Consider the following 23,406-nt stretch of genomic DNA (forward strand, 5'->3'; position numbering starts at 1 on the left):
AACCCTACGCCACAGACTCGTCGGAGACCGCGGCGCGATCGCCGACGGGGAGGATACCCCGCTCGGTCAGTGCGGCACGGATGCGCTCGGCGACCTCGTCCATCTCGCCCAGGCCGTCGACCTCGACGAGGAGGCCGCGGTCGCGGTAGACGTCGATCAGGGGCGAGGTCTCGCGCAGGTAGACCTGCTGGCGGTGACGGATGGCCTCTTCCGAGTCGTCTGCGCGGCCCTGCTCCTCGGCGCGCTTGGTCAGGCGGGAGACGATCTCGTCCTGGTCGGCTACGAGCTGGATGACCGCCTCGAGCCGCTGGCCCTTGGAGTCGAGCAGCTCGTCGAGGTAGTGCACCTGGTCGAGCGTGCGCGGGTAGCCGTCGAGGAGGAAGCCGTTCTGGGCGTCATCCTGAGCAAGGCGATCTTTGACGAGTTCGTTGGTCATGGAGTCGGGAACGTAGTCGCCCGCATCCACGATCGCCTTGACCTGGAGCCCGAGCGGCGTCTCGTTCTTGATGTTCGCGCGGAAGATGTCCCCGGTCGAGATGTCCGGGATGCCGTATGTGCGGGTGATGCGGGAGGCCTGCGTGCCCTTGCCCGAACCGGGAGGGCCGACGATGAGCATCCGGGTCATCGCAGCAGCCCTTCATAGTGCCGCTGCTGCAACTGGGAGTCGATCTGCTTGACCGTCTCGAGCCCGACACCGACGATGATCAGGATCGAGGTGCCACCGAACATGAAGTTCTGGCTCGCCCCGATCACGGCGAACGCGATCAGCGGTATCAGTGCGATCAACCCCAGGTAGATCGCTCCGGGGAGGGTCACGCGGGTGAGGACGTAGTCGAGGTACTCGGCGGTCGGACGGCCGGCACGGATGCCGGGGATGAAGCCGCCGTACTTCTTCATGTTGTCCGCGACCTCTTCGGGGTTGAAGGTGATCGCCACATAGAAGTACGTGAAGCCCACGATGAGGAGGAAGTAGAGCAGCATGTAGAGCGGGTGATCGCCCTTGGTGAGGTAGTTGGTGATCCACTGCACCCAGGGCGCGGGAGCCTGTCCCGCCGGCGGCTGGTTGAACTGCGCGATCAGCGCAGGCAGGTAGAGCAGCGAGGATGCGAAGATCACGGGCACGACGCCCGCCATGTTGACCTTGATCGGGATGTACGTGTTGTTGCCGCCGTATGTGCGCCGGCCGACCATCCGTTTGGCGTATTGCACAGGGATGCGCCGCTGCGACTGTTCGACGAACACCACCGCCATGACGATCAGCAACCCGATGGCGATCACGATCAGCAGCGTCTCCACGCTCTGCGACTGCGCGATGGCGATGAGCGAGGTGGGGAACTGCGCCGCGATCGACGTGAAGATCAGCAGGGACATGCCGTTGCCGATGCCGCGCTCGGTGACGAGCTCGCCCATCCACATGATGAGGCCGGTGCCGGCGGTCATCGTGACGACCATCAGCATGATCGCGTACCAGGAGTCGTCGGTGATCAACTGGGTGCACTGCGAGACGGCCGTCGTTCCGAACAGTGCGCCGCTGCGGGCGACGGTGATCAGCGTCGTCGACTGCAGGACGCCGAGCGCGATCGTGAGGTAGCGGGTGTACTGCGTCAGCTTGGCCTGACCGGCCTGACCCTCTTTGTAGAGAGTCTCGAAGCGCGGAATGACCACGCGCAGCAGCTGGACGATGATCGACGCGGTGATGTACGGCATGATGCCGAGCGCGAAGATCGAGAGTTTGAGGAGCGCGCCACCCGAGAAGAGGTTGACGAGCGAGTAGAGACCAGAGGTGTCCTGGTTGGCGTTGAGACACGCTTGCACGTTGCCGAAATCGACGAACGGCGCCGGGATGAACGATCCCAGGCGGAACAGGGCGATGATGCCCAAAGTGAAGAAGATCTTGCGGCGAAGATCTGGCGTGCGGAAGATCCGCGCGACGGCGCTAAACAAGTTGCGTCCTGCTTTCCTGTAAGGAGTCAGCCGGGTGACCAGATGACCTGATCACCCGACTGCACTACTTTACGGGGTCGAACTGGGCCTCGCGGCCCATGCGACCCTGGTGGCTACTTGACAGAGCCACCAGCGGCGACGATCTTCTGCTCAGCGGAGCCGGAGACCTTGTCGACCGTGACGTTCAGCTTAACCGCAATGTCTCCATTGCCGAGAACCTTGACCTTCTCGTTCTTGCGAACGGCGCCCTTTGCGACGAGGTCGATGACGGTGACGTCACCGCCCGACGGGTAGAGCTCGGCGAGCTTCTCCAGGTTCACGACCTGGTACTCGACGCGGAACGGGTTCTTGAAGCCGCGAAGCTTCGGAGCCCGCATGTGCAGCGGCAGCTGGCCACCCTGGAAGCCGGGACGCACGGAGTAGCGCGCCTTGGTTCCCTTGGTACCGCGACCAGCGGTCTTACCCTTCGATCCCTCACCGCGTCCGACGCGGGTGCGGTCCTTCTTGGAACCGGCGGCGGGACGGAGGTGGTGAACCTTGAGCACGTGCTCGCGGCTCTCCGTGGCCTCTGCCTTCTTGGCGGGAGCCTTCGCGGCCGGCTTGTCAGCCTTGGCGACGGTCTCGTCCTTGGATGCGGCGGCCTTGGTTGCAGCAGCCTTTGCAGGCGCCTTCTTCTCAGCAGCAGCCTTCGGGGCAGCGGTCTTCTCGGCGGCAGCCTTCGCAGGCGCCTTCTTCTCAGCAGCAGCCTTCGGAGCAGCGGCCTTCGCAGGCGCCTTCTTCTCGGCAGCGGCCTTCGGAGCGGCCTTGGTGGTTGTTTCCTTTTCGGCGGCGTTCTTAGCGTCGGCCATTAGTCAATCTCCTCGACCTTGACAAGGTGAGCGACGGTGTTGACGTATCCACGGTTCTGCGAGTTGTCCTCGCGAACCACGACGTCACCGATGCGCTTCAGACCCAGGCTGCGAAGCGTGTCGCGCTGGTTCTGCTTCTCACTTACTTTGGACTTGATCTGCGTGATCTTCAGACGAGCAGCCATCAGGCACCTGCCTTAGCGGTTGCGGCGGCCTCGGCCAGCGCTGCCTCGGTACGAAGCAGACGCGCGGGGGCGACCTGGTCGTAGTCGAGCCCACGACGAGCGGCGACGGCGCGCGGCTCTTCGAGCTGCTTCAGCGCCTCGACGGTCGCGTGCACGATGTTGATCGTGTTCGACGAGCCGAGCGACTTGCTGAGGACGTCGTGGATACCGGCGCACTCGAGAACGGCGCGAACGGGACCACCTGCGATAACACCGGTACCGGCGGCGGCGGGGCGCAGGAGCACCACACCGGCAGCGGCCTCACCCTGGACGGGGTGCGGGATGGTGTTGCCGACGCGAGGAACGCGGAAGAAGTTCTTCTTCGCCTCCTCGACGCCCTTCGAGATCGCCAGCGGCACCTCACGGGCCTTGCCGTAGCCGACGCCCACCAGGCCGTTGCCGTCACCGACGACAACCAGGGCGGTGAAGCTGAAGCGACGTCCACCCTTGACGACCTTCGAGACGCGGTTGATGGTCACAACGCGCTCGAGGAACTGGCTCTTGTCCGCGTCGCGGCTGCCGCGATCACGGTTGGGGTTGCGCTCACGGCCACCGCGGCGAGCCTCACGAGGCTCGTTCTGCGTGCTGGTCGTGGAGGCCGCAGTCTCCACGGGCGCCACGGCGTCCGTTGCCTGCTCTGAGGCCACAGTCTGCTCCTTGTTGTTCTGTTCGTCGCTCACAGGTTCAATCCACCCTCTCGAGCTCCTTCGGCGACAGCTGCGACGCGACCCGCGTACTTGCTGCCACCACGGTCGAATACGACGGCCTCGACGCCCGCGCTCTTCGCGCGCTCGGCGACGAGTTCGCCGACCTTGCGAGCCTTGGCGGTCTTGTCACCGTCGAAGCTGCGGAGGTCTGCCTCCATGGTCGAAGCCGACGCGAGGGTGTGACCCTTGCTGTCGTCGACGACCTGCACGAAGACGTGACGGGCCGAACGGTTGACGACCAGGCGCGGACGGACCGCGGTGCCCTCGACCTTCTTGCGAAGGCGCGTGTGACGACGGCCACGCGCAGCGGACTTGCTCTTTCCTCGTGTTCCGAGAGCCATGGTTACTTACCAGCCTTTCCGGCCTTGCGACGGACGACCTCGCCGGCGTAGCGCACACCCTTGCCCTTGTAAGGCTCGGGCTTGCGGATCTTACGGATGTTGGCGGCGACCTCACCGACGGCCTGCTTGTCGATGCCGGCGACGGTGAGCTTGTTGTTGCCCTCAACGGTGAAAGTGATCCCCGCGGGCGGCTCGACGTTGACCGGGTGCGAGAAGCCGAGAGCGAACTCGACGCCCGCGCCCTTCTGCGCGACACGGTAACCGGTGCCGACGATCTCGAGGCCCTTGGAGTAACCCTCGGTGACGCCGATGATCTGGTTGTTGATCAGGGTGCGGGTCAGGCCGTGGAGCGAACGCGAAGCGCGCTCGTCGTCGGGGCGGGTGACGAGCACCTTGCCCTCTTCCAGCTTGACCTCGATCGGGCTGGCGACGGTGAGCGAGAGCTCACCCTTCGGGCCCTTGACGGTGACGGCCTGGCCGTCGATCTTCACATCGACCCCAGCAGGGACGTCGATGGGCAGTCTTCCAATACGCGACATCTCGAACTACCACACGTAGGCGAGGACTTCCCCACCTACGCCCTTCTTCTCAGCCTGCCGGTCGGTCAGAAGACCGGAGGAGGTGGACAGGATGGCCACGCCGAGCCCGCCGAGCACCTTGGGGATCTCGGTGGACTTCGCGTAGACGCGGAGTCCGGGCTTCGAGACGCGCTTGATACCGGCGATGGAACGCTCGCGGTTCGGGCCGAACTTGAGGCTCAGCGTGAGGGTCTTGCCGACCCGTGCATCCTCGACGTCCCAGGCGGAGATGTATCCCTCGGCCTTGAGGATGTCGGCGATGTGCGCCTTGAGCTTCGAGTGCGGCATCGACACGGTGTCGTGGTGCGCCGAGTTCGCGTTGCGCAGTCTGGTCAGCATGTCTGCGACCGGATCTGTCATTGTCATTGCAGTGTTTCCTTTGGTTCACCAGGTTTCGTTCAGCCGTTACACGACTGACGACCTGTGGTGGAAGCGGGCCGGCCGGAACGACCGGCCCGACAGTGTGAGGACTAGTTGGTCTCGTTCGAACGGAACGGGAAACCGAGCTGCTTGAGCAGCGCGCGGCCCTCGTCGTCGTTCTTCGCGGTGGTCACCACAGTGATGTCCATGCCGCGGACGCGATCGATCTTGTCCTGGTCGATCTCGTGGAACATAGCCTGCTCCGTGAGACCGAAGGTGTAGTTGCCCGTGCCGTCGAACTGCTTGTCCGACAGGCCGCGGAAGTCGCGGATACGGGGAAGTGCGAGCGAGAGCAGGCGGTCGAGGAACTCCCACATCCGGTCGCCGCGCAGTGTGACGTGCGCGCCGATCGGCTGACCCTCGCGCAGCTTGAACTGCGCGATGGACTTGCGGGCCTTGGTGACCTGCGGCTTCTGGCCGGTGATCTTGGTGAGGTCGGCGACCGCACCATCGATGATCTTGCCGTCGCGAGCAGCCTCGCCGACACCCATGTTGACGACGATCTTCACGAGACCCGGCACCTGGTGCGGGTTGGTGAAGCCGAGGTCCTTGGTCAGCTGGGCCGAGATCTCGTTCTTGTACTTCTGCTTGAGGCGCGGCTGGATTTTGCCAGCAGCGGTGGCAGTGTCCGTCATTACAGGTCCTTACCTGACTTCTTGGCGTAACGAACGCGGACCGTCTTGGAGACGCCGTCCTTCGTCACTGTCTCGGAGCGGAAGCCGACGCGGGTCGGCTTCTTGGTGTCGGGGTCGACGAGCGCGACGTTCGACACGTGGATCGGAGCCTCGTGCGTCTCGATGCCGCCGGTCTTCGTGCCACGCTGCGTCTGGCCGACGCGAACGTGCTTGGTCACGAAGTTGACACCCTCGACGATGACGCGGTTCTTCTCGACCTGAACCTCGATGACGCGACCCTGCTTTCCACGGTCGCCGCCACGGGCCTGGGTCGCACCAGAGATGACCTGAACCAGGTCGCCCTTCTTGATGTTCTTCGCCATGACTTAGATAACCTCCGGTGCCAGCGAGATGATCTTCATGAACTTCTTGTCGCGGAGTTCGCGACCGACCGGTCCGAAGATACGGGTGCCGCGGGGGTCACCGTCGTTCTTCAAGATCACTGCGGCGTTCTCATCGAACTTGATGTACGAGCCGTCGGGACGGCGGGTCTGCTTGACCACGCGCACGATGACAGCCTTGACGACGTCGCCCTTCTTGACGTTGCCGCCGGGGATCGCGTCCTTGACGGTCGCGACGATCGTGTCGCCGAGACCGGCGTAACGACGACCCGATCCACCGAGAACACGAATCGTGAGGAGCTCTTTGGCTCCCGTGTTGTCTGCGACCTTGAGTCGGGATTCCTGCTGAATCACTTGGCCTTCTCCAGAATCTCAACCAGGCGCCACCGCTTGGAGGCGCTCAGCGGACGGGTCTCGTTGATGAGAACGAGGTCGCCGATGCCGGCGGTGTTGTTCTCGTCGTGCGCCTTCACCTTGGAGGTGCGGCGGATGACCTTGCCGTACAGGGGGTGCTTCACGCGGTCCTCGACCTCGACGACGATGGTCTTGTCCATCTTGTCGCTGGTCACGTAACCGCGACGCGTCTTGCGGTACCCGCGGACGAGGGCCTCGTCGGCCACCGTCTCCTCGGCCGCTTTCTTGGCCTTGGTGGTCTCAGCCATTACTTGGCCTCCTCAGTCTCGGTCGCCTCGTCGGCGGCTGCCGGGGCAGCCTCCTTCTTGGCCTTGGTCTTCTTCTCAGTCTTCGCGGCGACCTCGACAGGGGCCGGGGTGGCCCGGATGCCGAGCTCGCGCTCGCGGATGACCGTGTAGATGCGAGCGATGTCGCGCTTCACGGCGCGCAGGCGGCCGTGGCTTTCGAGCTGACCGGTGGCGGACTGGAAGCGCAGGTTGAACAGCTCTTCCTTGGCCTTCTTCAGCTCGTCGACGAGTCGCTCGTCTTCGAAAGTGTCGAGCTCAGCGGATGCGAGCTCCTTGGATCCGATCGCCATTACGCGTCGCCCTCCTCGCGCTTGATGATGCGTGCCTTGAGGGGCAGCTTGTGGATTGCACGGGTCATTGCCTCACGAGCGAGCTGCTCGTCGACACCCGAGACCTCGAAGAGGACCCGGCCCGGCTTGACGTTCGCGACCCACCACTCCGGCGAACCCTTACCGGAACCCATGCGGGTTTCGGCCGGCTTCTTCGTGAGCGGACGGTCGGGATAGATGTTGATCCATACCTTTCCACCACGCTTGATGTGACGCGTCATCGCGATACGAGCGGACTCGATCTGACGGTTGGTCACGTAAGCGGGGGTCAGGGCCTGGATACCGAACTCACCGAAGCTGACCTTCGTGCCACCAGTGGCCTGGCCGGAACGGCCGGGGTGGTGCTGCTTGCGGTGCTTGACTCTGCGTGGGATCAACATGGTTATGCCTCAACTCCTGCCGCCGCCGGCGCGGTCTCGGCCGGAGCGTTGCTGCGGCCGCCGCGACGCGGACGGTCGTTGCGCTCGGGACGGGTCGACTTGGTGTTCGCCTGCTCGCGAGCGAGTTCCTTGTTCGTGATGTCGCCCTTGTAGATCCACACCTTGACACCGATGCGACCGAAGGTCGTCTTGGCCTCGTAGAAGCCGTAGTCGATGTTCGCGCGGAGCGTGTGCAGGGGCACGCGGCCCTCGCGGTAGAACTCCGAGCGGCTCATCTCAGCACCGCCGAGGCGGCCCGAGACCTGGATGCGGACACCCTTGGCGCCGGCGCGCTGAGCACCCTGCAGTCCCTTGCGCATCGCGCGGCGGAAGGCCACACGTGCGGAGAGCTGCTCGGCGATGCCCTGAGCGACGAGCTGAGCGTCGGCCTCGGGGTTCTTCACCTCGAGGATGTTCAGCTGGATCTGCTTCTTCGTGAGCTTCTCGAGGTCGGCACGGATGCGCTCGGCCTCGGCGCCACGACGACCGATCACGATGCCCGGACGGGCGGTGTGGATGTCGACGCGGACGCGGTCACGGGTGCGCTCGATCTCGATGCGCGAGACACCCGCGCGGTCGAGCGACGTCTGGAGCAGACGACGGATCTTGACGTCCTCGGCGACGAAGTCGCTGTAACGCTGGCCCGGCTTGGTGCTGTCGGAGAACCAACGCGACACGTGGTCGGTGGTGATTCCCAGACGGAAGCCGTATGGATTGACTTTCTGACCCATTACTTGCTCGCCTTCTTCGTGGCCTTGGCAACGTCAGCTTCATCCGGCGTCGCGAGGACGATCGTGATGTGGCTGGTGCGCTTGTTGATGCGGAAGGCCCGACCCTGTGCGCGCGGCTGGAAACGCTTGAGGGTCGTGCCCTCATCGACGAATGCGCTGCTGACGTACAGGTCCTGCTCGTCCAGATAAGTGTTCGACTGGTCGGCCTTGACACGCGCATTGGCGATCGCCGAGGCGACGAGCTTGTACACCGGCTCGCTCGCACCCTGGGGGCGAACTTCAGGATGGCCAGGGCCTCCTGAGCCTGCTTGCCGCGGATCAGGTTGACGACGCGACGAGCCTTCTGGGGGTCACGCGGATGTGTCGCACGCGTGCGATCGACTCCACCATTTCTCTCCTCCTTACGTCACCGCGTTAGCGGCGACGACCCTTCTTGTCGTCCTTCACGTGTCCACGGAAGGTGCGGGTTGGCGCGAATTCGCCGAGCTTGTGCCCGACCATCGTCTCGGTGACGAACACCGGGATGTGCTTGCGACCGTCGTGCACCGCGATGGTGTGACCCAGCATGGCCGGGATGATCATCGAGCGGCGCGACCAGGTCTTGATCACGTTCTTGCTGTTGGCCTCGTTCGCCACAACGACCTTGCGAAGCAGGTGGTCGTCGACGAAGGGGCCCTTTTTGAGACTGCGTGGCATCTTCTACTCCTACTTACGCTTCTTGCCGGCGGTACGGCGACGAACGATGAGCTTGTCGCTTTCCTTGTTGGGGTGGCGGGTGCGGCCTTCTTTCTGGCCCCACGGGCTGACCGGGTGACGTCCACCGGAGGTCTTGCCCTCACCACCACCGTGCGGGTGGTCGATCGGGTTCATGGCGACACCACGCACGGTCGGGCGGACGCCCTTCCAGCGCATGCGGCCGGCCTTGCCCCAGTTGATGTTCGACTGCTCGGCGTTGCCGACCTCGCCGATGGTGGCGCGGCAGCGGGCGTCGACGTTGCGGATCTCGCCCGAGGGCAGGCGGAGCTGCGCGTACGGGCCGTCCTTGGCGACGAGGCGAACCGAGGCTCCGGCGGAGCGGGCCATCTTGGCGCCGCCGCCCGGCTTCAGCTCGATCGCGTGGATCACGGTACCGGTGGGGATGTTGCGCAGGGGCAGGTTGTTGCCCGGCTTGATGTCCGCGCCGGCACCCGACTCGACGATGTCGCCCTGGACCAGCTTGTTGGGGGCCAGGATGTAGCGCTTCGTGCCGTCCACGTAGTGGAGCAGCGCGATGCGAGCGGTGCGGTTGGGGTCGTACTCGATGTGAGCGACCTTGGCGTTCACGCCGTCCTTGTCATTGCGACGGAAGTCGATGACGCGGTACTGGCGCTTGTGGCCACCACCGATGTGACGGGTCGTGATGCGGCCCTGGTTGTTGCGACCACCGGTCTTCGACAGCGGACGGAGCAGCGACTTCTCAGGCGTCGAGCGAGTGATCTCGGCGAAGTCGGCAACGCTTGAACCGCGACGACCCGGGGTCGTGGGCTTGTACTTACGAATAGCCATTGTCTGTTTTCCTCTAGATCCCGGCCTTAGCCAACTGCCGTGAAGATGTCGATGGAACCGGACTTCAGCGTGACGATGGCACGCTTCGTGTCCTTGCGCTTCCCGGTGCCGAACTTGGTGCGGCGGGTCTTGCCCTGACGGTTCAGGGTGTTGATCGACGCGACCTGGACCTTGAAGATGCTCTCGATGGCGAGCTTGATCTCGGTCTTGTTCGAGCGGGGGTCGACGATGAAGGTGTACTTGCCTTCGTCGATCAGGCCGTAGCTCTTCTCGGAGACGACGGGGGCGATGATGATGTCGCGCGGGTCTTTGTTGACGGCCATTACGCGTTCACCTCTTCCTTGTTGGTCTTCGCAGCGATGAAGGCCTCGAGCGCGCCCTTGGTGAAGACGATGTCGTCGCTCACCAGCACGTCGTATGCGTTCAGCTGGTCGAAGTGCAGCACGTGCACGGTCGGGATGTTGCGGACGCTCTTGGCGCTCACCTCGTCGTCGCGCTCGAGCACGATCAGAACGTGCTTCGAGGTGGCGACACCGGTGAGGTACTCCACGACGGCCTTGGTCGACGGGGTCTCACCGAGGGCGAGGGACTCCACAGCGTGCAGACGGCTGCCGCGGGCGCGGTCGCTGAGTGCACCGAGCAGAGCGGCGGCGATCATCTTCTTGGGGGTGCGCTGCGCGTAGCTGCGGGGCACCGGTCCGTGGACGATGCCACCACCGGTCATCTGAGGGGCGCGGATCGAGCCCTGACGAGCGCGACCGGTTCCCTTCTGCTTGAACGGCTTGCGGCCGGCACCGGAGACCTCACCACGACGCTTGGTCTTGTGGGTTCCCTGACGCGCTGCGGCGAGCTGCGCCACGACGACCTGGTGGATCAGCGGGATGTTGGTCTGGACGTCGAACAGGTCGGCGGGAAGCTCGACCGAGCCCGCCTTCTTGCCCTTGACGTCGAGGACGTCAATCGAGGTAGCCATACGACTAGGCCCCCTTCACTGCGTTGCGGACGAAAACGATGCGGCCGCGAGCGCCGGGAACGGCACCCTTGACCAGCAGCAGGCCCTTCTCGGCGTCGATCGCCTGAACCTTGAGGTTCAGAACGGTCACGCGCTCGCCACCCATACGACCGGCCATGCGCATGCCCTTGAAGACACGGCTCGGGGTCGAGGAGGCGCCGATGGAACCCGGCTTGCGGTGGTTGCGGTGAGCACCGTGCGAGGCGGAGACACCCTTGAAGTTGTGACGCTTCATGACACCGGCGAAACCCTTACCCTTCGACGTTCCGACGACGTCGACCAGCTGGCCGGCCTCGAAGGTCGCGTCAACGGTCAGCTCCTGGCCGGCGCTGTAGTCAGCGGCATCGGCGGTGCGGACCTCGGTGAGGTGACGGCGCGGCGTGACGCCCGCCTTGTCGAAGTGACCGGCGGACGGCTTGTTGACCTTGCGCGGGTCGATCTGGCCGTAGGCGATCTGGACGGCGTTGTATCCGTCGACCTCGGGGGTGCGGATCTGCGTCACGACGTTCGGCGTGATCTCGATGACGGTCACGGGGATGAGCTTGTTGTTCTCGTCCCAGACCTGCGTCATACCGAGCTTCTTGCCGAGGAGTCCCTTGGACGTCTTGGTATCGATGTTCGACATGGCACTCCCCTTAGAGCTTGATCTCGATGTTGACGTCGGCGGGCAGGTCGAGACGCATGAGCGAGTCGACGGCCTTGGGCGTCGGGTCGATGATGTCGATCAGCCGCTTGTGCGTGCGCATCTCGAAGTGCTCGCGGCTGTCCTTGTACTTGTGGGGCGAACGGATGACGCACACCACGTTCTTCTCGGTCGGAAGCGGCACGGGGCCGACAACGGTAGCGCCCGCACGGGTCACGGTGTCGACGATCTTGCGCGCCGAGGTGTCGATGACCTCGTGGTCGTACGACTTAAGCCGAATGCGGATCTTCTGTCCCGCCATGTCTGACTCACTCTCTTGTTATGGCGTCTTACGAGCCGGGGCTCGCATTGGACGCGGGCGACGAACGCTGGTTAGCGAATGCCGCTGTGTTTGCAACCACTCTTCTTCTGTCAACCTCATCGACGCACCCGTGAATGAAGACATAGATGACCTACATCTTCTGAGGCTGTCGATTAAGCTTTGTCCTTCTACCCGCGGCCTAACCATCTGCCGCTGATCGATCGAACGACCTCGCGGTGGGCTATGCACTGCCTGGCAGTGATCCGTTCGGAGCACACGTCAATGCACTCGTTCCGAAATGTTGAACTAGACAAGTTTGCCAGACTATCGGCATTGCTGCAACCCGGGCGTGTCGCGTCGGCGTGTCGGACACAGGAGAGGGCCGGGCAAGTGCCCGGCCCCTCTCGAGTGGCGCCTCGCGCCGTCACTCCTTGCTGATGCCGATGGTCCGCTCAGGCGGTGCCGGAACTATCCGTTCGAGGCCCGGTCAGCGGTTCGGCTTGGTTTACGAGGTCATGGGTATCCATAAGCTCTCCCTTCGTCTGCGGGCCGTTCGGAATGAACGGTTCCCTCATTCTGCGCCGGGTGTGCGGCAAGGTAAACCCCTTAGCGCGCATCCGGCCGACGGCGACGAGCCCAGAGCAGGAACCCCATCCCGAGACCCAGGATGAGCGCACCGCCCATGAATGGTCCGGTCACGTCGCTGCCCGTCTTGGCCAGCATGGTGGAGGAGCCACCCGCAACCGTCGTCGTCGACGGCGTGCAGTGCGTCGAGGGCGGCGGGTATGCCACAGTGTCGGCGGTGGTCGGGTTGATCCGTACCTCGATCACAGCGCCGTTGCGAAGGTCGTAGAACGGAGCAGCGGGATCGAGCACCCAGGTGCCGTCATCCAGTTGGCGCCATCCGGGCCAGGCGTTGCCGACCCCGTTCGCGTCGACTCCGGCTCCCGGCCAGAGCTGCGTACCGGTGATCGTCTGACCGTTCACCCAGCCGGCAGGCAGGCTCACGTAGTTCACCTGTTGCGCGCCGTCAGCGAGCAGAGCCGCCTGATCGGATGCCGGGATGGACGGATCGTGAGCTGCGAAGCCCGCCGGAGTCCACCAGATGAGTGCGATCGTCGGCGCCGTGGTCAGGTTGTACGGAGTGAGCGAGTACGAGACGACCGGCGCATCCTTCACACACAGAGCCTGCGCGGTGACCGCGATCGCCTTCACCTTCGTGATGTCGGTCGAGCAGTTGTCGCTCGTGTCGGCATCCTTCTCCGTGCTCGTCACGCAGGCACTGTTGTCGAGATCCGGATACGGTGCATCGATCCCTGAGCGCGTCAGCGTTCCGACGAGCGCCTGGAAATGGAGCACCACACTGTCGCCTGCGGCCAGTGAACCGGCGTAGGTGATGGTGAGGGTCCCACCGGCGACCGTCGCCGTCCAACCCGCCGGGCCGGTCAGCGATCCGTCGACGAAGGTGACTCCCGCGGGCAGCGGGTCGGTGACGGTGACGCCCGTCGCCGCATCCGTACCCTTGTTGCCGATGGTGAGCTGGTAGTCGATGAGGTCGCCCTTGCCGGAGTCGACCACGCCGCCCTCGCCGCCGTCAGCCGCGGAGTGCGTCTTGACGATGTCGAGGTCCACGGCCGGAACCCGGTGCGTGGTCTCACAGCTCGGCTGTCCCGGCGGGATGGGGCCGGATGACGGCATCGGCGGGCACGATCCGCCAGGGCCAGGAGTCACGACGTTGTCGATGAGCGCACCGGCCGCATCAGCGTCCACGGTGACGGTGAACGACACGGTTGCGGTGTTTCCCGGCGCAAGGTCGGGAACATTCCACGTAGCGTTCGTGCCCGAGAGGCTGAGCCCCGCGGGTAGCGGCCCGGTCACCTGCGCGTGATTGAGGACGTTCCCCATCGAATCCGTCGCGACGGCGCCCGTGACAGCGGCGTCCGAATCGTTCGTCGCTGACAGCGTGTACGTGATCGACTGACCCGGCTGCACCGCGGATCCACTGACAGGATCGGAGGTCTTGGTCAGCAGCCAGTGCGGGGTCGGGTGGTCGGTCGTGCAGCTGACGTCGCAGACGCCGCCCGGCGGAACCATCAGAGTGTTGACAAGGTGAACGCCGTAGGCATTCGCGTCCACTCTGACCGTGTAGGTCAGGCTGAGCGAGTCATCGAACCCGGTGATGGTCCACTCGAGGTTCGTTCCGACGATCTGCGCCGTTCCCTGCGTCGGAACGAGTCCGCCGACCAGCGTCGCGTGGTTCAGTTCTCGCGACATGTCGTCGGTGATCACCAGCGAGCTCGGGAGGCGTCCCGCGGTGAACTGGACGTTCAGCGTGTAGCTGATGAGCTGCCCGGGGACGACAGTCGTCCCGGATACGGGATCGCTCGTCTTCGAGACGGACCAGCTCGCCGGAAGCTCGCGGTTCACGACGACGCAGCGGACGTTCTGGTTGCCGGGAACGTTGACGCGGAACCCGAGTGCACCGACGTTGACGACCGTGCCGTCTGCGTAGGTGCAGACGGCATTGACGCCGTCCTGCTGCGAGAGCGCGTAACCGTCCTGCTGGGTCTCGACGACGGTCACGGGGACGGATGCGCTCCCCGCCGGCACCGTCAGCGTGTATTCAACGGAACCGGTGGAGTCATCGGTGGTCAGCATCTGCGGGCTGAAAGCCAGCCCGGTGCTCGTCGCCGTGAACTCCCACCCGGCAGGCGTGCTGTCGATGAGGTCTCCGGCGGCGTTCTCGAGGTGCTTGACCACCGTCAGGGTTCCCTGCGTGGAGCCGCTCGACGACGGCGGCGGGCTCGACGGCGCGGGCGTGGGAACGGTCTGCGCCTGGGTCGAGGGCGGGGCTGCGGATGTGTCGGGGGCTGCCTTCGCGGTGTCGGCAGGCGCATCCGGTGCGGGAGCGGACGACGTGTCCGTCGGTGCCGCGGCGGGCGCCGGGTCAGGCACGGGCGCGGGTGCGGGAGCCGGATCGGGTGCGGGCGCCGGGTCGGTGGCGGGTGCAGGATCGGCGGCAGGCGCGGGATCCGCCGGCGCGGCCGTGGCCGCGGGATCGGCGGGCGCTGCGTCCTCGGCATGGGCCGGGGCGGCGAAGCCCGTGAGGGCGAGCGCTAGAACGATGGTCGGCGCAGCGAGGCGCGCAGTCCAACTCTGTGTGATCGCGAATGGCGAACGGCGGAGCTGGTCCTTCGCGTGCTGTGCGTCGGGTCGGGTTGAAGAATGACGTCGCATGGTCGAGACCCCCTTGGTGGTGCGAGTCGCGCCTCACAACATAGTGAGGTTTCCTCAGTTTAGAGGAAGCGCCATCCAAAGTCTCGCCATACTGAGAAAAACTCAGTCTTGTCTCTCCCCAATTGTAGGGGCAACCGTTAACACAAGAAAGGGCCGGACCCGAAGGCCCGACCCTTTCTTGCAGAAGTCTCGGAAGACTACTTGATGATCTTCACGACGGTACCAGCGCCGACGGTACGTCCACCCTCACGGATGGCGAAGCCGAGGCCCTCCTCCATGGCGATCGGCTGGATCAGCTCGACCGTCATGTCGGTGGTGTCGCCGGGCATGACCATCTCGGTGCCCTCGGGCAGCGTGATGACGCCGGTGACGTCGGTGGTACGGAAGTAGAACTGCGGACGGTAGTTCGCGTAGAACGGGTTGTGACGCCCACCCTCATCCTTGGACAGGATGTACGCGGTGCCCTCGAAGTTGGTGTGCGGCGTGACCGAACCCGGCTTCACGACGACCTGACCGCGCTCGACGTCCTCGCGCTTGGTTCCACGGAGGAGCAGACCACAGTTCTCGCCGGCCCATGCCTCGTCGAGCTGCTTGTGGAACATCTCGATACCAGTGACCGTGGTCTTCTGCGTCGGGCGGATGCCGACGATCTCGACCTCGGAGTTGATGGCGAGGGTTCCACGCTCGGCGCGACCGGTGACGACGGTTCCACGACCGGTGATCGTGAAGACGTCCTCGATCGGCATCAGGAACGGCTTGTCCTTGTCGCGGATGGGGTCGGGGATGGAGTTGTCGACAGCATCCATCAGCTCGACGATCGACTCGACCCACTTCTCGTCGCCCTCGAGAGCCTTGAGGCCCGAGACGCGAACGACGGGGGCGTTGTCGCCATCGAAGCTCTGGCTGGAGAGCAGCTCGCGGACCTCGAGCTCGACGAGCTCCAGGATCTCCTCGTCGTCCACCATGTCGGACTTGTTCAGCGCGACGAGCAGGTACGGAACACCGACCTGCTTGGCGAGCAGAACGTGCTCACGGGTCTGAGCCATCGGACCGTCGGTGGCGGCGACCACGAGGATCGCGCCGTCCATCTGAGCGGCACCGGTGATCATGTTCTTGATGTAGTCGGCGTGCCCAGGGGCGTCAACGTGCGCGTAGTGGCGCTTCGGGGTCTCGTACTCGACGTGCGAGATGTTGATCGTGATACCACGCTGACGCTCTTCCGGAGCCGAGTCGATCGACGCGAAGTCGCGCTGCACGTTGGTCGCCGACGGGTACTTGTCAGCAAGCACCTTCGAGATCGCCGCGGTGAGCGTGGTCTTGCCGTGGTCGACGTGACCGATGGTTCCGATGTTGACGTGCGGCTTAGTCCGCTCGAACTTGGCCTTAGCCACTGGGTCCTCCTCAGGACTCTCGTGTAGAAACCCCGGCCGATGGTTTTCGGCCGGCAACTCTACGGGATTGGTTACCTATGTTAGTTGATTACTGCTGAGGGAGAGGTGACCGAGGTCACTCGCCCTTGTTCTTCTGGACGATCTCGTCGGCGACAGCCTTCGGGACCTCCGCGTAGCTGTCGAACGTCATCGAGTAGACGGCACGGCCCGAGGTCTTCGACCGCAGGTCACCGATGTACCCGAACATCTCCGACAGGGGGACGTTGGCGCGGATCACCTTGACACCGCTCGCGTCCTCCATCGACTGGATCTGGCCTCGACGTGAGTTGAGGTCACCGATCACATCGCCCATGTACTCCTCGGGCGTGCGCACCTCGACCGCCATGAGCGGCTCGAGGAGAACAGGGTTCGCCTTGCGCGCGGCCTCTTTGTAGGCCATCGAGCCGGCGATCTTGAACGCCATCTCCGAGGAGTCGACGTCGTGCGAAGCGCCGTCGACCAGGGTCGCCTTGACGCCCACGGTCGGGAAGCCGGCGAGAACCCCGACCTGCATGGCGTCCTGGATGCCGTGGTCGACCGAGGGGATGTACTCGCGCGGAACGCGACCACCGGACACGGCGTTGACGAACTCGTAGCTCGTCTCCGGCGTGACGTCCATCGGCTCGATCGTGATCTGGATCTTGGCGAACTGGCCAGAACCACCGGTCTGCTTCTTGTGCGTGTAGTCGAACTTCTCGACGGCGCGGCGGATCGTCTCGCGGTAGGCCACCTGGGGCTTGCCGACGTTCGCCTCGACGTTGAACTCGCGCTTCATGCGGTCGACCAGGATGTCGAGGTGGAGCTCGCCCATTCCCTTGATGACCGTCTGACCGGTCTCCTGGTTCTGCTCGGTGCGGAACGTCGGGTCCTCTTCGGCCAGCTTCTGGATCGCGGTGCCCAGCTTCTCCTGGTCGGCCTTGGTCTTCGGCTCGATCGCGACCTCGATCACGGGCTCGGGGAACGTCATCGACTCGAGGACGACCTGGTTGTCCGGGTCGCACAGGGTGTCACCGGTGGTGGTGTCCTTGAGGCCGATCACGGCGTAGATGTTGCCCGCGGTGACGAAGTCGACCGGGTTCTCCTTGTTGGCGTGCATCTGGAAGATCTTTCCGATGCGCTCCTTCTTGCCCTTGGTCGAGTTCACGACACCGGCACCGCTGTTGACGTGACCGGAGTACACGCGAACGTAGGTGAGGCGACCGAAGAAGGGTGCACGGCGACCTTGAACGCGAGGGCCGAGAACGGCTCGCTGGCGTCGGCGTGACGGAGGATGACCTTCTCTTCGTCGCGCGGGTCGTGAGCCTCGATGGCGGGCACGTCGAGCGGCGACGGGAGGTAGTCGATCACAGCGTCGAGCATCGGCTGGACGCCACGGTTCTTGAACGCGGAACCGCAGAGAACGGGGTAGATCTCGCTGTTGACGGTGAGCTTGCGGATAGCGCCCTTGATCTCGGCGACCGTGAGCTCCTCACCGCCGAAGAACTTCTCGAGCAGAACGTCGTCGGTCTCGGCGACGGTCTCGAGGAGAGCCTGGCGGTACTCCTGAGCCTTCTCGACGAGGTCGGCGGGGATCTCCTCGATGGCGTACTTGGCGCCCATCTGGACGTCACCCTTCGCGTCGCCGCGCCAGGTGAGTGCACGCATCTCGACGAGGTCGACAACACCCTCGAAGTTCGACTCGGAGCCGATCGGCAGCTGGAGGACCAGCGGCTTGGCGCCGAGGCGCTTCACGATGGTGTCGACGGTGAAGTAGAAGTCGGCGCCGAGCTTGTCCATCTTGTTGACGAAGCAGATGCGCGGAACGTTGTACTTGTCAGCCTGGCGCCACACGGTCTCGGACTGGGGCTCGACGCCCTCCTTGCCGTCGAAGACGGCGACGGCACCGTCGAGAACGCGGAGCGAACGCTCCACCTCGACGGTGAAGTCCACGTGACCCGGGGTGTCGATGATGTTGATCTGGTTCTTGTTCCAGAAACAGGTGACGGCGGCAGACGTGATCGTGATGCCGCGCTCCTTCTCCTGCTCCATCCAGTCGGTCGTCGAGGCGCCGTCGTGGGTCTCACCGATCTTGTGGTTGACGCCCGTGTAGAACAGGATGCGCTCGGTCGTGGTGGTCTTGCCGGCATCGATGTGGGCCATGATGCCGATGTTGCGGACCTTGTTCAGGTCAGTGAGCACGTCCTGTGCCACAGGGTTCCTCCGAAAAGTAGAAAGTTGAAGGGGTGCCGGTTCGGGTGCGCACCCACAGGGTTACAACACCCGAACCGGCCGCTGTGTTCCTGAGTCGGTTACCAGCGGTAGTGCGCGAAGGCCTTGTTCGACTCGGCCATCTTGTGCGTGTCCTCGCGACGCTTGACTGCGGCGCCGAGACCGTTGGACGCATCCAGGATCTCGTTGGTGAGACGCTCGGTCATCGTCTTCTCGCGACGACCCTTGGCGTAGCTGGTCAGCCAGCGCAGCGCGAGCGTGTTCGCGCGGTGCGGCTTGACCTCGACGGGGACCTGGTAGGTCGAGCCACCGACGCGGCGGCTGCGGACCTCGAGGGTCGGGCGCACGTTGTCGAGCGCCTTCTTGAGCGTGACGACGGCATCCTGACCGTTCTTGGCGGCAACGCCTTCGAGCGCGTCGTAGACGATGCGCTCAGCGAGGCCCTTCTTGCCGTCGAGCAGGATCTTGTTGACGAGCTGGCTGACGATGGGTGCGCCGTATACGGGGTCGGCGACGACGGGGCGCTTCGGAGCTGGTCCCTTGCGAGGCATTACTTCTTCTCCATCTTCGCGCCGTAACGGCTGCGAGCCTGCTTGCGGTTCTTCACGGCCTGGGTGTCCAGCGCGCCGCGAACGATCTTGTAACGAACACCCGGGAGGTCCTTAACACGACCGCCGCGGACGAGCACCATCGAGTGCTCCTGCAGGTTGTGGCCCTCGCCCGGAATGTAGGCCGTGACCTCGGTTCCGTTGGACAGCTTCACGCGCGCCACCTTGCGGAGAGCCGAGTTCGGCTTCTTCGGGGTGGTGGTGTAGACGCGGGTGCAAACGCCGCGCTGCTGGGGGTTGGCCTTCAGGGCGGGCGCCTTGGTCTTCGTGACCTTGGGGCTGCGGCCCTTCCGAACCAACTGCTGAATGGTTGGCACTGACTTCTCCTTTTATGGACTGCACGGTGACAGTTGTTGCTTTTTCCCCGAATCTCGGCACGCCCTCGCGGACGCAGTGGGATTCAGGGGGACCGATCGACGTGCGCCAGTTCTGTGAGAACCGGGTACGTCATCGATATGCCGTGGGGGCGCGATCGCCTCGTGCTGAGATAATCGACCCGTCGGATGAGTACGTGCCTGCCGCTCGTGGCATCCATTTCTGGGCACCGAACGAGCGCGCGACAGAGCGCACACCCGATAAATCTTAGCTTGTGGCAGGGTTCGGGTCAAATGGATGCGCGTCTCAGCGGCGCGCCTCCTTGCGCCCGCCCAACAGCGAAGCGCGGGCACCCGGTTCGGGTGCCCGCGCTTCGCGGAAAAGGCTGAAGGGGATCAGCCGCCGATGCCCTTGGCCAGCTCGCTGTCGACGTTCTGCAGCGCGTCGGCCGCCTTGGTCAGGAACTGCGACATCCCGTCGAGGCCGTTGACCGCATCCGTCGTGCCCTTGGTGAACTGCTCGTACGAGGTGTGGAACGCGCCCGAGGCCTGGTCGGTGACGAAGCCTCCGTTGACCAGCCCGTTCACCAGGTTCTGAAGCTCGTGGAGCTTGGCGGTGATGTCGTCCTTGCCCGTGGTGAGGCGGTTGGCGGCATCGGTCATCTCGCCGTACGTGACGTTCATGTTTGCCATGACGTTCAATCCCTTTCGTCGTCTTGGTAAGCCAACCCCTCGGGCCGACCAGCTATCAGTAACCTACCGAGGCCGCCTCGCAGCGGGAATGGGGAGGACTCCCCATCACCAACGCAATCGACTCCTGGAGAAGTCCCCGAATTCGCGCGTGGGAAGCGGGATTTCTCCCGGAGTCGATTGCGTTTGGGTGGGGTCCGGGCGGGGTCAGTCGACGGCGACGGGGAACCAGCGCACGGAGTCGACGATGGCGTCGAACAGCTCGGTGTACAGCGCACGATCGCCGGGAGACGGGACGTCGACGGTGATGTGGAGCAGCCGCTCGCCACCCGGAACGGGCAGCCAGTACTCGAGCTTCACATCCTGAGTCGTCTCGGCGCCCACCCGCATCTCAGCGGCGACGGATGTGCGTGCCGTGGGACCGCAGTCCAGGTCGAGGTGCTCGGCGGCCGGGAACGCGGACGCGAGCTTCGCCGCAAGGTCGTCGGCGTCGAGTTCTGACACGGATGCGGGCCAGGCCCGGTAGTCCATGATCATCGCGGCGGGAAACGGTACGCCGGGGAGGATCTCCAGCGAGAGCCCGACGCGGAAGGCGCCGGCCGTCTTGGCGGCCGCGGCCATGCTGCGCAGCTGCTCGCGCGCATCCCGCCGCACTCGGGCCAGCCGGTCGTTCATGCCGACCTGGCGCTTGACCAGGTTGTTGATCTCGCGCTTGGCCTTCTCATCGTCGGCGAGTGGGATCGAGACCCAGGATCCGGGCAGCACCATCGTCATGTCCGCCTCGCGGAACGCGAGCTGGCGCGTCATGCGTCGAGCTCGATCGACAGCGAGGCGACGATGCTCTCCGTCTCCGACGGCATGTCGCCGAAGGTCGCGAGGTCCGCGGTCGTGAAGGTGAAGTGCACCATCTCGTGCGACCCGGGCGGGAAGACTCCGAAGACGGTGCGTGCCTCGATCCAGCCGTCCTCGACTCCCGGGGCGAGGTACTCGACGACCTGATGCACGCCCGCCAGGGTGCCCGCGGGTGCCGGATGCTGCCACGTGTCGAAGAGGATCGTGTGCCCCTCGGCATCCTCGCTCGACGCGATCGCACGCGCCTCGCGCTCGAACCACGCGGGGTCCTGCTCCGGCTCCACCTCGACCACCTGAAACGTCATGAGCGCGCCGAGACTCAGGAACTGCTCGCGACGCACGTAGACGGCCGCTGTGAGGTACGGGTTCAACTGGGCGAGCAGACGGATGCGCAGGTCGTACAGCTCGTCACGCAGCGAGTCCTCGTGGTCGACGGCACCGGATTCGGCTTCCGCCTGGGCGATCACGTCGCGCGCCCAGTCCTCGGACTCGATGTCCTCGTCGAGCCGCACGGGGTAGAACCCGTCGGGCACGGACACTCTCAGGTCGGAGATTCCGATCGCAGACATGTCGATCACCCTATGCCAAGCACGTTCGGCAGCCGTCCGTGCGCCAGGTCTTTCGCGACCGTGTCAGGTTTGAGAGAGACCGGCTTGTCCGTGTGGTCGAAGGGGTTGTTGGTCAGCGTCTCGATCTTTCCGGCGACGCCGCGGTAGTTCCACACGCCGAGCGCGACCTTCGCCCCGGTCGGGATCTGGTCCGCGATCTGACCGGCGAAGGCTGGGTTGTCGAAGCCGGAGACGCCCAGCGGGTTTCCGCGGAACTTGAGGAACGCTGCACCGAGGTTCTTCTCCGACACCTTGAACGGGTTCGTCCCGAAGACCTCTTTCATCACGTTCGGCAGCGCCTTCGGCGAGCCCAGGAGCTTCTGCACGTCGGCGAGCTCCTTGGCCTTGTTGCCTCTCGTGATGCCGGTGAGAGCCGTGAACTGCTTCTTCGGCAGCTTCATCGCGATGGTGAGACCCTTGGCCTTCACCAGCTTGCCGATGTACTTGCCGATGTTGCCGCCGAAGACGGTGAGCACGAGACCGACGGCCGCGAAGGCCACATCGACCCAGCTGCCGCCGTTGATCGCCTTCACAACGCTCTCGACGAGCGAGATCACCGCACCGATGATCGCGATGATCAACAGCAGCTGACCGAGGAACGGCACCCACGACAGGAAGATCGCGAGAACGCCCGCCCACTCGCAGATGGTCTTGATGATGTCGCCCCAGTTGTCCCAGAAACTGTCCTTCAGGCCGTGGTTGTTCTTGCCGTCGACGACCTCTTTGATCTCGGCGATCGCCGTCTTGGCCGCCGAGTCCTTGTGGTCGAGCGCGGTGTGCCAAGCGGCGTGCGCGTCGTTGAGGGCTCCGGATGCGTCGGTGACCGCATCCTGAGCGTTGCTGGCGGCCGTGGTGTTGGTCGCCTTGTCTTCGGGGGTGCTGTCTTCGAGCGTCTGCTTGGCCGTCGATGCTTTGTGGTTCGCGGCGTCGAGATCGGCCTGGCGCGAGTTGATGAGGGTGATCGCCGCGTCGGCATCGTCTTGCGCCGTGCGCAGCTTGCCCGAGTACGCCTTGAGCGCCGCGGCGGTGACCGAATAGCGGTCCCGTGCCTTGTTGATGTCGTCGGCCACCTCGGTCGCGGTGCCCTTGAGCGCTGTGATGGCCTCGCTCTGCATTCCGCCGATCTCGCCGACGTGATTCAGCGTGTCCACCGACCGCGTGATCGCGTTGGCGATCTGCGCGTAGTGCTCCGCCTTCGACTGCACAAGGGTCGGATTGCCCTTGAGCGGGTTGTATTCGCTGTCGCCCATCGTCTCCCCCTACTTGGCAACGGATCCGGGATGGTTCTTCGCGGTGTCGGCCGCGCCATCCTCGAGTGCTTTGGCCAGCTCCGCATCGACCTTCGTGAAGCCGTCGGTGACCGACTCGATGTACGAGCGGAGCGTCTTCACGTTCTCGGTCATCTTCTTGCGCTTGTCGTTCCACTTGTGTGCGAAGTCGCGGACGTGGTCGCCGAGGTCGTCGTGGCCGGTCGCATCGGCGACGTCGTCGCTGAAGTCGTCCGCATCCTCGAACTCCCTGATCACGGCGTCGAGGTCGTCCCTCAACTGGCCGAGCAGCTGGAGGTCGAGCACCAAATCGTGGCCGGCCATGGCGGCTCCTCTCTTCTCACACTTCTCACGCTGGGTACAACCTAATGAAACGGTCGCGCTTCGGGCGATGGGGAGGGGTCCCCATCGGGGAGAAACCGTTCACTGGGTA

30 protein-coding genes and 2 pseudogenes are annotated in these 23,406 nt (G+C 64.6%); all 32 read right to left on the reverse strand.

Going from position 1 to position 23,406, the window contains the following annotated elements:
* Positions 1-4: 4 nt before the first annotated feature.
* The 32 genes and pseudogenes from ACQ86A_RS16960 to ACQ86A_RS17115 all read right to left on the reverse strand — a co-directional run bounded on the left by ACQ86A_RS16960 (position 5) and on the right by ACQ86A_RS17115 (position 23,297).
* Positions 5-625 carry an adenylate kinase gene (locus tag ACQ86A_RS16960; RefSeq protein WP_431278110.1) on the reverse strand — a complete coding sequence of 207 codons (621 nt, stop codon included), beginning with the start codon at positions 623-625 and terminating at the stop codon, positions 5-7.
* Positions 622-1,944, reverse strand: coding sequence for a preprotein translocase subunit SecY (gene secY / locus ACQ86A_RS16965; protein WP_431278111.1), 1,323 nt, complete (start codon positions 1,942-1,944; stop codon positions 622-624). Before secY ends, ACQ86A_RS16960 begins: the two co-directional genes overlap by 4 nt.
* A 113-nt stretch (positions 1,945-2,057) precedes the next feature.
* Positions 2,058-2,792, reverse strand: a complete 735-nt coding sequence (gene rplO, locus ACQ86A_RS16970) for a 50S ribosomal protein L15 (protein ID WP_431278112.1) — start codon at positions 2,790-2,792, stop codon at positions 2,058-2,060.
* Complete coding sequence (rpmD, locus tag ACQ86A_RS16975; protein ID WP_055894815.1) at positions 2,792-2,977, reverse strand: 50S ribosomal protein L30; 186 nt, start codon at positions 2,975-2,977, stop codon at positions 2,792-2,794. The genes rplO and rpmD overlap by 1 nt, the downstream gene beginning before the upstream one ends.
* Positions 2,977-3,696 (reverse strand): 30S ribosomal protein S5, encoded by a 720-nt coding sequence (gene rpsE / locus ACQ86A_RS16980; protein ID WP_431278113.1) that lies wholly within the window; start codon positions 3,694-3,696, stop codon positions 2,977-2,979. Before rpsE ends, rpmD begins: the two co-directional genes overlap by 1 nt.
* Entirely contained in the window at positions 3,693-4,064 is a 372-nt protein-coding gene (gene rplR / locus ACQ86A_RS16985) for a 50S ribosomal protein L18 (protein ID WP_431278114.1), read from the reverse strand. Before rplR ends, rpsE begins: the two co-directional genes overlap by 4 nt.
* A 2-nt stretch (positions 4,065-4,066) precedes the next feature.
* Positions 4,067-4,603: a 50S ribosomal protein L6 gene (gene rplF / locus ACQ86A_RS16990; RefSeq protein WP_431278115.1), complete on the reverse strand. Its 537-nt coding sequence runs from the start codon at positions 4,601-4,603 to the stop codon at positions 4,067-4,069.
* Between the two features lie 6 nt (positions 4,604-4,609).
* Positions 4,610-5,008: a 30S ribosomal protein S8 gene (rpsH, locus tag ACQ86A_RS16995; RefSeq protein WP_431278116.1), complete on the reverse strand. Its 399-nt coding sequence runs from the start codon at positions 5,006-5,008 to the stop codon at positions 4,610-4,612.
* 104 nt (positions 5,009-5,112) lie between these two features.
* A complete protein-coding gene (gene rplE, locus ACQ86A_RS17000) occupies positions 5,113-5,697 on the reverse strand; it encodes a 50S ribosomal protein L5 (RefSeq protein ID WP_431278117.1) in 585 nt (194 codons plus the stop codon).
* Positions 5,697-6,059 carry a 50S ribosomal protein L24 gene (gene rplX, locus ACQ86A_RS17005; protein ID WP_431278118.1) on the reverse strand — a complete coding sequence of 121 codons (363 nt, stop codon included), beginning with the start codon at positions 6,057-6,059 and terminating at the stop codon, positions 5,697-5,699. The genes rplE and rplX overlap by 1 nt, the downstream gene beginning before the upstream one ends.
* A gap of 3 nt (positions 6,060-6,062) precedes the next feature.
* Complete coding sequence (gene rplN / locus ACQ86A_RS17010; protein WP_431278119.1) at positions 6,063-6,431, reverse strand: 50S ribosomal protein L14; 369 nt, start codon at positions 6,429-6,431, stop codon at positions 6,063-6,065.
* A complete protein-coding gene (rpsQ, locus tag ACQ86A_RS17015; protein ID WP_431278120.1) occupies positions 6,428-6,739 on the reverse strand; it encodes a 30S ribosomal protein S17 in 312 nt (103 codons plus the stop codon). Before rpsQ ends, rplN begins: the two co-directional genes overlap by 4 nt.
* Entirely contained in the window at positions 6,739-7,068 is a 330-nt protein-coding gene (gene rpmC, locus ACQ86A_RS17020) for a 50S ribosomal protein L29 (RefSeq protein ID WP_431278121.1), read from the reverse strand. Before rpmC ends, rpsQ begins: the two co-directional genes overlap by 1 nt.
* Entirely contained in the window at positions 7,068-7,487 is a 420-nt protein-coding gene (rplP, locus tag ACQ86A_RS17025) for a 50S ribosomal protein L16 (RefSeq protein WP_223691817.1), read from the reverse strand. The genes rpmC and rplP overlap by 1 nt, the downstream gene beginning before the upstream one ends.
* 2 nt (positions 7,488-7,489) lie before the next feature.
* Entirely contained in the window at positions 7,490-8,257 is a 768-nt protein-coding gene (gene rpsC, locus ACQ86A_RS17030; RefSeq protein ID WP_431278122.1) for a 30S ribosomal protein S3, read from the reverse strand.
* Positions 8,257-8,647: pseudogene (gene rplV, locus ACQ86A_RS17035) on the reverse strand (50S ribosomal protein L22). The gene rpsC and the pseudogene rplV overlap by 1 nt, the downstream one beginning before the upstream one ends.
* 24 nt (positions 8,648-8,671) lie before the next feature.
* Entirely contained in the window at positions 8,672-8,953 is a 282-nt protein-coding gene (gene rpsS / locus ACQ86A_RS17040; RefSeq protein ID WP_387061920.1) for a 30S ribosomal protein S19, read from the reverse strand.
* 9 nt (positions 8,954-8,962) lie between these two features.
* Positions 8,963-9,802 (reverse strand): 50S ribosomal protein L2, encoded by an 840-nt coding sequence (gene rplB / locus ACQ86A_RS17045; protein WP_431278123.1) that lies wholly within the window; start codon positions 9,800-9,802, stop codon positions 8,963-8,965.
* Between the two features lie 26 nt (positions 9,803-9,828).
* Positions 9,829-10,125: a 50S ribosomal protein L23 gene (rplW, locus tag ACQ86A_RS17050; protein WP_431278124.1), complete on the reverse strand. Its 297-nt coding sequence runs from the start codon at positions 10,123-10,125 to the stop codon at positions 9,829-9,831.
* Positions 10,125-10,775 carry a 50S ribosomal protein L4 gene (rplD, locus tag ACQ86A_RS17055; RefSeq protein ID WP_431278125.1) on the reverse strand — a complete coding sequence of 217 codons (651 nt, stop codon included), beginning with the start codon at positions 10,773-10,775 and terminating at the stop codon, positions 10,125-10,127. The genes rplW and rplD overlap by 1 nt, the downstream gene beginning before the upstream one ends.
* Positions 10,776-10,779: 4 nt before the next feature.
* Complete coding sequence (gene rplC / locus ACQ86A_RS17060; protein ID WP_431278126.1) at positions 10,780-11,439, reverse strand: 50S ribosomal protein L3; 660 nt, start codon at positions 11,437-11,439, stop codon at positions 10,780-10,782.
* A 10-nt stretch (positions 11,440-11,449) separates the two neighbouring features.
* Complete coding sequence (gene rpsJ / locus ACQ86A_RS17065) at positions 11,450-11,758, reverse strand: 30S ribosomal protein S10 (protein WP_005050520.1); 309 nt, start codon at positions 11,756-11,758, stop codon at positions 11,450-11,452.
* Between the two features lie 606 nt (positions 11,759-12,364).
* Positions 12,365-14,995, reverse strand: coding sequence for a hypothetical protein (locus ACQ86A_RS17070; RefSeq protein WP_431278127.1), 2,631 nt, complete (start codon positions 14,993-14,995; stop codon positions 12,365-12,367).
* A 197-nt stretch (positions 14,996-15,192) separates the two neighbouring features.
* Positions 15,193-16,386 (reverse strand): elongation factor Tu, encoded by a 1,194-nt coding sequence (gene tuf / locus ACQ86A_RS17075; protein ID WP_431278128.1) that lies wholly within the window; start codon positions 16,384-16,386, stop codon positions 15,193-15,195.
* Positions 16,387-16,501: 115 nt separating this feature from the next.
* Positions 16,502-18,615, reverse strand: a pseudogene (fusA, locus tag ACQ86A_RS17080) (elongation factor G).
* Between the two features lie 98 nt (positions 18,616-18,713).
* Positions 18,714-19,184, reverse strand: a complete 471-nt coding sequence (rpsG, locus tag ACQ86A_RS17085; protein ID WP_387210127.1) for a 30S ribosomal protein S7 — start codon at positions 19,182-19,184, stop codon at positions 18,714-18,716.
* Entirely contained in the window at positions 19,184-19,558 is a 375-nt protein-coding gene (gene rpsL, locus ACQ86A_RS17090; protein ID WP_055787040.1) for a 30S ribosomal protein S12, read from the reverse strand. The genes rpsG and rpsL overlap by 1 nt, the downstream gene beginning before the upstream one ends.
* A gap of 393 nt (positions 19,559-19,951) precedes the next feature.
* On the reverse strand, positions 19,952-20,248 hold the full coding sequence (locus ACQ86A_RS17095; protein ID WP_431278129.1) for a WXG100 family type VII secretion target: 297 nt from the start codon (positions 20,246-20,248) through the stop codon (positions 19,952-19,954).
* A 204-nt stretch (positions 20,249-20,452) separates the two neighbouring features.
* Positions 20,453-21,052 carry a hypothetical protein gene (locus ACQ86A_RS17100; protein WP_431278130.1) on the reverse strand — a complete coding sequence of 200 codons (600 nt, stop codon included), beginning with the start codon at positions 21,050-21,052 and terminating at the stop codon, positions 20,453-20,455.
* Entirely contained in the window at positions 21,049-21,666 is a 618-nt protein-coding gene (locus ACQ86A_RS17105) for a hypothetical protein (RefSeq protein WP_431278131.1), read from the reverse strand. The genes ACQ86A_RS17100 and ACQ86A_RS17105 overlap by 4 nt, the downstream gene beginning before the upstream one ends.
* A gap of 5 nt (positions 21,667-21,671) precedes the next feature.
* Positions 21,672-22,955, reverse strand: coding sequence for a hypothetical protein (locus ACQ86A_RS17110; protein WP_431278132.1), 1,284 nt, complete (start codon positions 22,953-22,955; stop codon positions 21,672-21,674).
* Positions 22,956-22,964: 9 nt separating this feature from the next.
* A complete protein-coding gene (locus ACQ86A_RS17115) occupies positions 22,965-23,297 on the reverse strand; it encodes a hypothetical protein (protein WP_431278133.1) in 333 nt (110 codons plus the stop codon).
* Positions 23,298-23,406 lie beyond the last annotated feature (109 nt).

The sequence above is a fragment of the Leifsonia poae genome, from assembly GCF_050632195.1.
GTDB classification, from domain to species: domain Bacteria; phylum Actinomycetota; class Actinomycetes; order Actinomycetales; family Microbacteriaceae; genus Leifsonia; species Leifsonia poae_C.

What these genes read in the sequence shown, in the direction of transcription:
- rplC (WP_431278126.1), bottom strand. Translation starts at nt 11,439, where the DNA reads ATGTCGAACATCGATACCAAGACGTCCAAGGGACTCCTCGGCAAGAAG.
- rplF (WP_431278115.1), bottom strand. Translation starts at nt 4,603, where the DNA reads ATGTCGCGTATTGGAAGACTGCCCATCGACGTCCCTGCTGGGGTCGAT.
- rplD (WP_431278125.1), bottom strand. Translation starts at nt 10,775, where the DNA reads ATGGCTACCTCGATTGACGTCCTCGACGTCAAGGGCAAGAAGGCGGGC.
- ACQ86A_RS17115 (WP_431278133.1), bottom strand. Translation starts at nt 23,297, where the DNA reads ATGGCCGGCCACGATTTGGTGCTCGACCTCCAGCTGCTCGGCCAGTTG.
- rpmD (WP_055894815.1), bottom strand. Translation starts at nt 2,977, where the DNA reads ATGGCTGCTCGTCTGAAGATCACGCAGATCAAGTCCAAAGTAAGTGAG.
- rplE (WP_431278117.1), bottom strand. Translation starts at nt 5,697, where the DNA reads ATGACGGACACTGCCACCGCTGCTGGCAAAATCCAGCCGCGCCTCAAG.
- ACQ86A_RS17070 (WP_431278127.1), bottom strand. Translation starts at nt 14,995, where the DNA reads ATGCGACGTCATTCTTCAACCCGACCCGACGCACAGCACGCGAAGGAC.
- rpsJ (WP_005050520.1), bottom strand. Translation starts at nt 11,758, where the DNA reads ATGGCGGGACAGAAGATCCGCATTCGGCTTAAGTCGTACGACCACGAG.
- rpsS (WP_387061920.1), bottom strand. Translation starts at nt 8,953, where the DNA reads ATGCCACGCAGTCTCAAAAAGGGCCCCTTCGTCGACGACCACCTGCTT.
- ACQ86A_RS17110 (WP_431278132.1), bottom strand. Translation starts at nt 22,955, where the DNA reads ATGGGCGACAGCGAATACAACCCGCTCAAGGGCAATCCGACCCTTGTG.
- rplP (WP_223691817.1), bottom strand. Translation starts at nt 7,487, where the DNA reads ATGTTGATCCCACGCAGAGTCAAGCACCGCAAGCAGCACCACCCCGGC.
- rpmC (WP_431278121.1), bottom strand. Translation starts at nt 7,068, where the DNA reads ATGGCGATCGGATCCAAGGAGCTCGCATCCGCTGAGCTCGACACTTTC.
- rplO (WP_431278112.1), bottom strand. Translation starts at nt 2,792, where the DNA reads ATGGCCGACGCTAAGAACGCCGCCGAAAAGGAAACAACCACCAAGGCC.
- rplB (WP_431278123.1), bottom strand. Translation starts at nt 9,802, where the DNA reads ATGGCTATTCGTAAGTACAAGCCCACGACCCCGGGTCGTCGCGGTTCA.
- rpsQ (WP_431278120.1), bottom strand. Translation starts at nt 6,739, where the DNA reads ATGGCTGAGACCACCAAGGCCAAGAAAGCGGCCGAGGAGACGGTGGCC.
- ACQ86A_RS17100 (WP_431278130.1), bottom strand. Translation starts at nt 21,052, where the DNA reads ATGACGCGCCAGCTCGCGTTCCGCGAGGCGGACATGACGATGGTGCTG.
- rpsC (WP_431278122.1), bottom strand. Translation starts at nt 8,257, where the DNA reads ATGGGTCAGAAAGTCAATCCATACGGCTTCCGTCTGGGAATCACCACC.
- ACQ86A_RS16960 (WP_431278110.1), bottom strand. Translation starts at nt 625, where the DNA reads ATGACCCGGATGCTCATCGTCGGCCCTCCCGGTTCGGGCAAGGGCACG.
- rpsH (WP_431278116.1), bottom strand. Translation starts at nt 5,008, where the DNA reads ATGACAATGACAGATCCGGTCGCAGACATGCTGACCAGACTGCGCAAC.
- ACQ86A_RS17105 (WP_431278131.1), bottom strand. Translation starts at nt 21,666, where the DNA reads ATGTCTGCGATCGGAATCTCCGACCTGAGAGTGTCCGTGCCCGACGGG.
- rplX (WP_431278118.1), bottom strand. Translation starts at nt 6,059, where the DNA reads ATGGCGAAGAACATCAAGAAGGGCGACCTGGTTCAGGTCATCTCTGGT.
- ACQ86A_RS17095 (WP_431278129.1), bottom strand. Translation starts at nt 20,248, where the DNA reads ATGGCAAACATGAACGTCACGTACGGCGAGATGACCGATGCCGCCAAC.
- rplW (WP_431278124.1), bottom strand. Translation starts at nt 10,125, where the DNA reads ATGGCCGTCAACAAAGACCCGCGCGACATCATCATCGCCCCCGTCGTC.
- rplR (WP_431278114.1), bottom strand. Translation starts at nt 4,064, where the DNA reads ATGGCTCTCGGAACACGAGGAAAGAGCAAGTCCGCTGCGCGTGGCCGT.
- rpsG (WP_387210127.1), bottom strand. Translation starts at nt 19,184, where the DNA reads ATGCCTCGCAAGGGACCAGCTCCGAAGCGCCCCGTCGTCGCCGACCCC.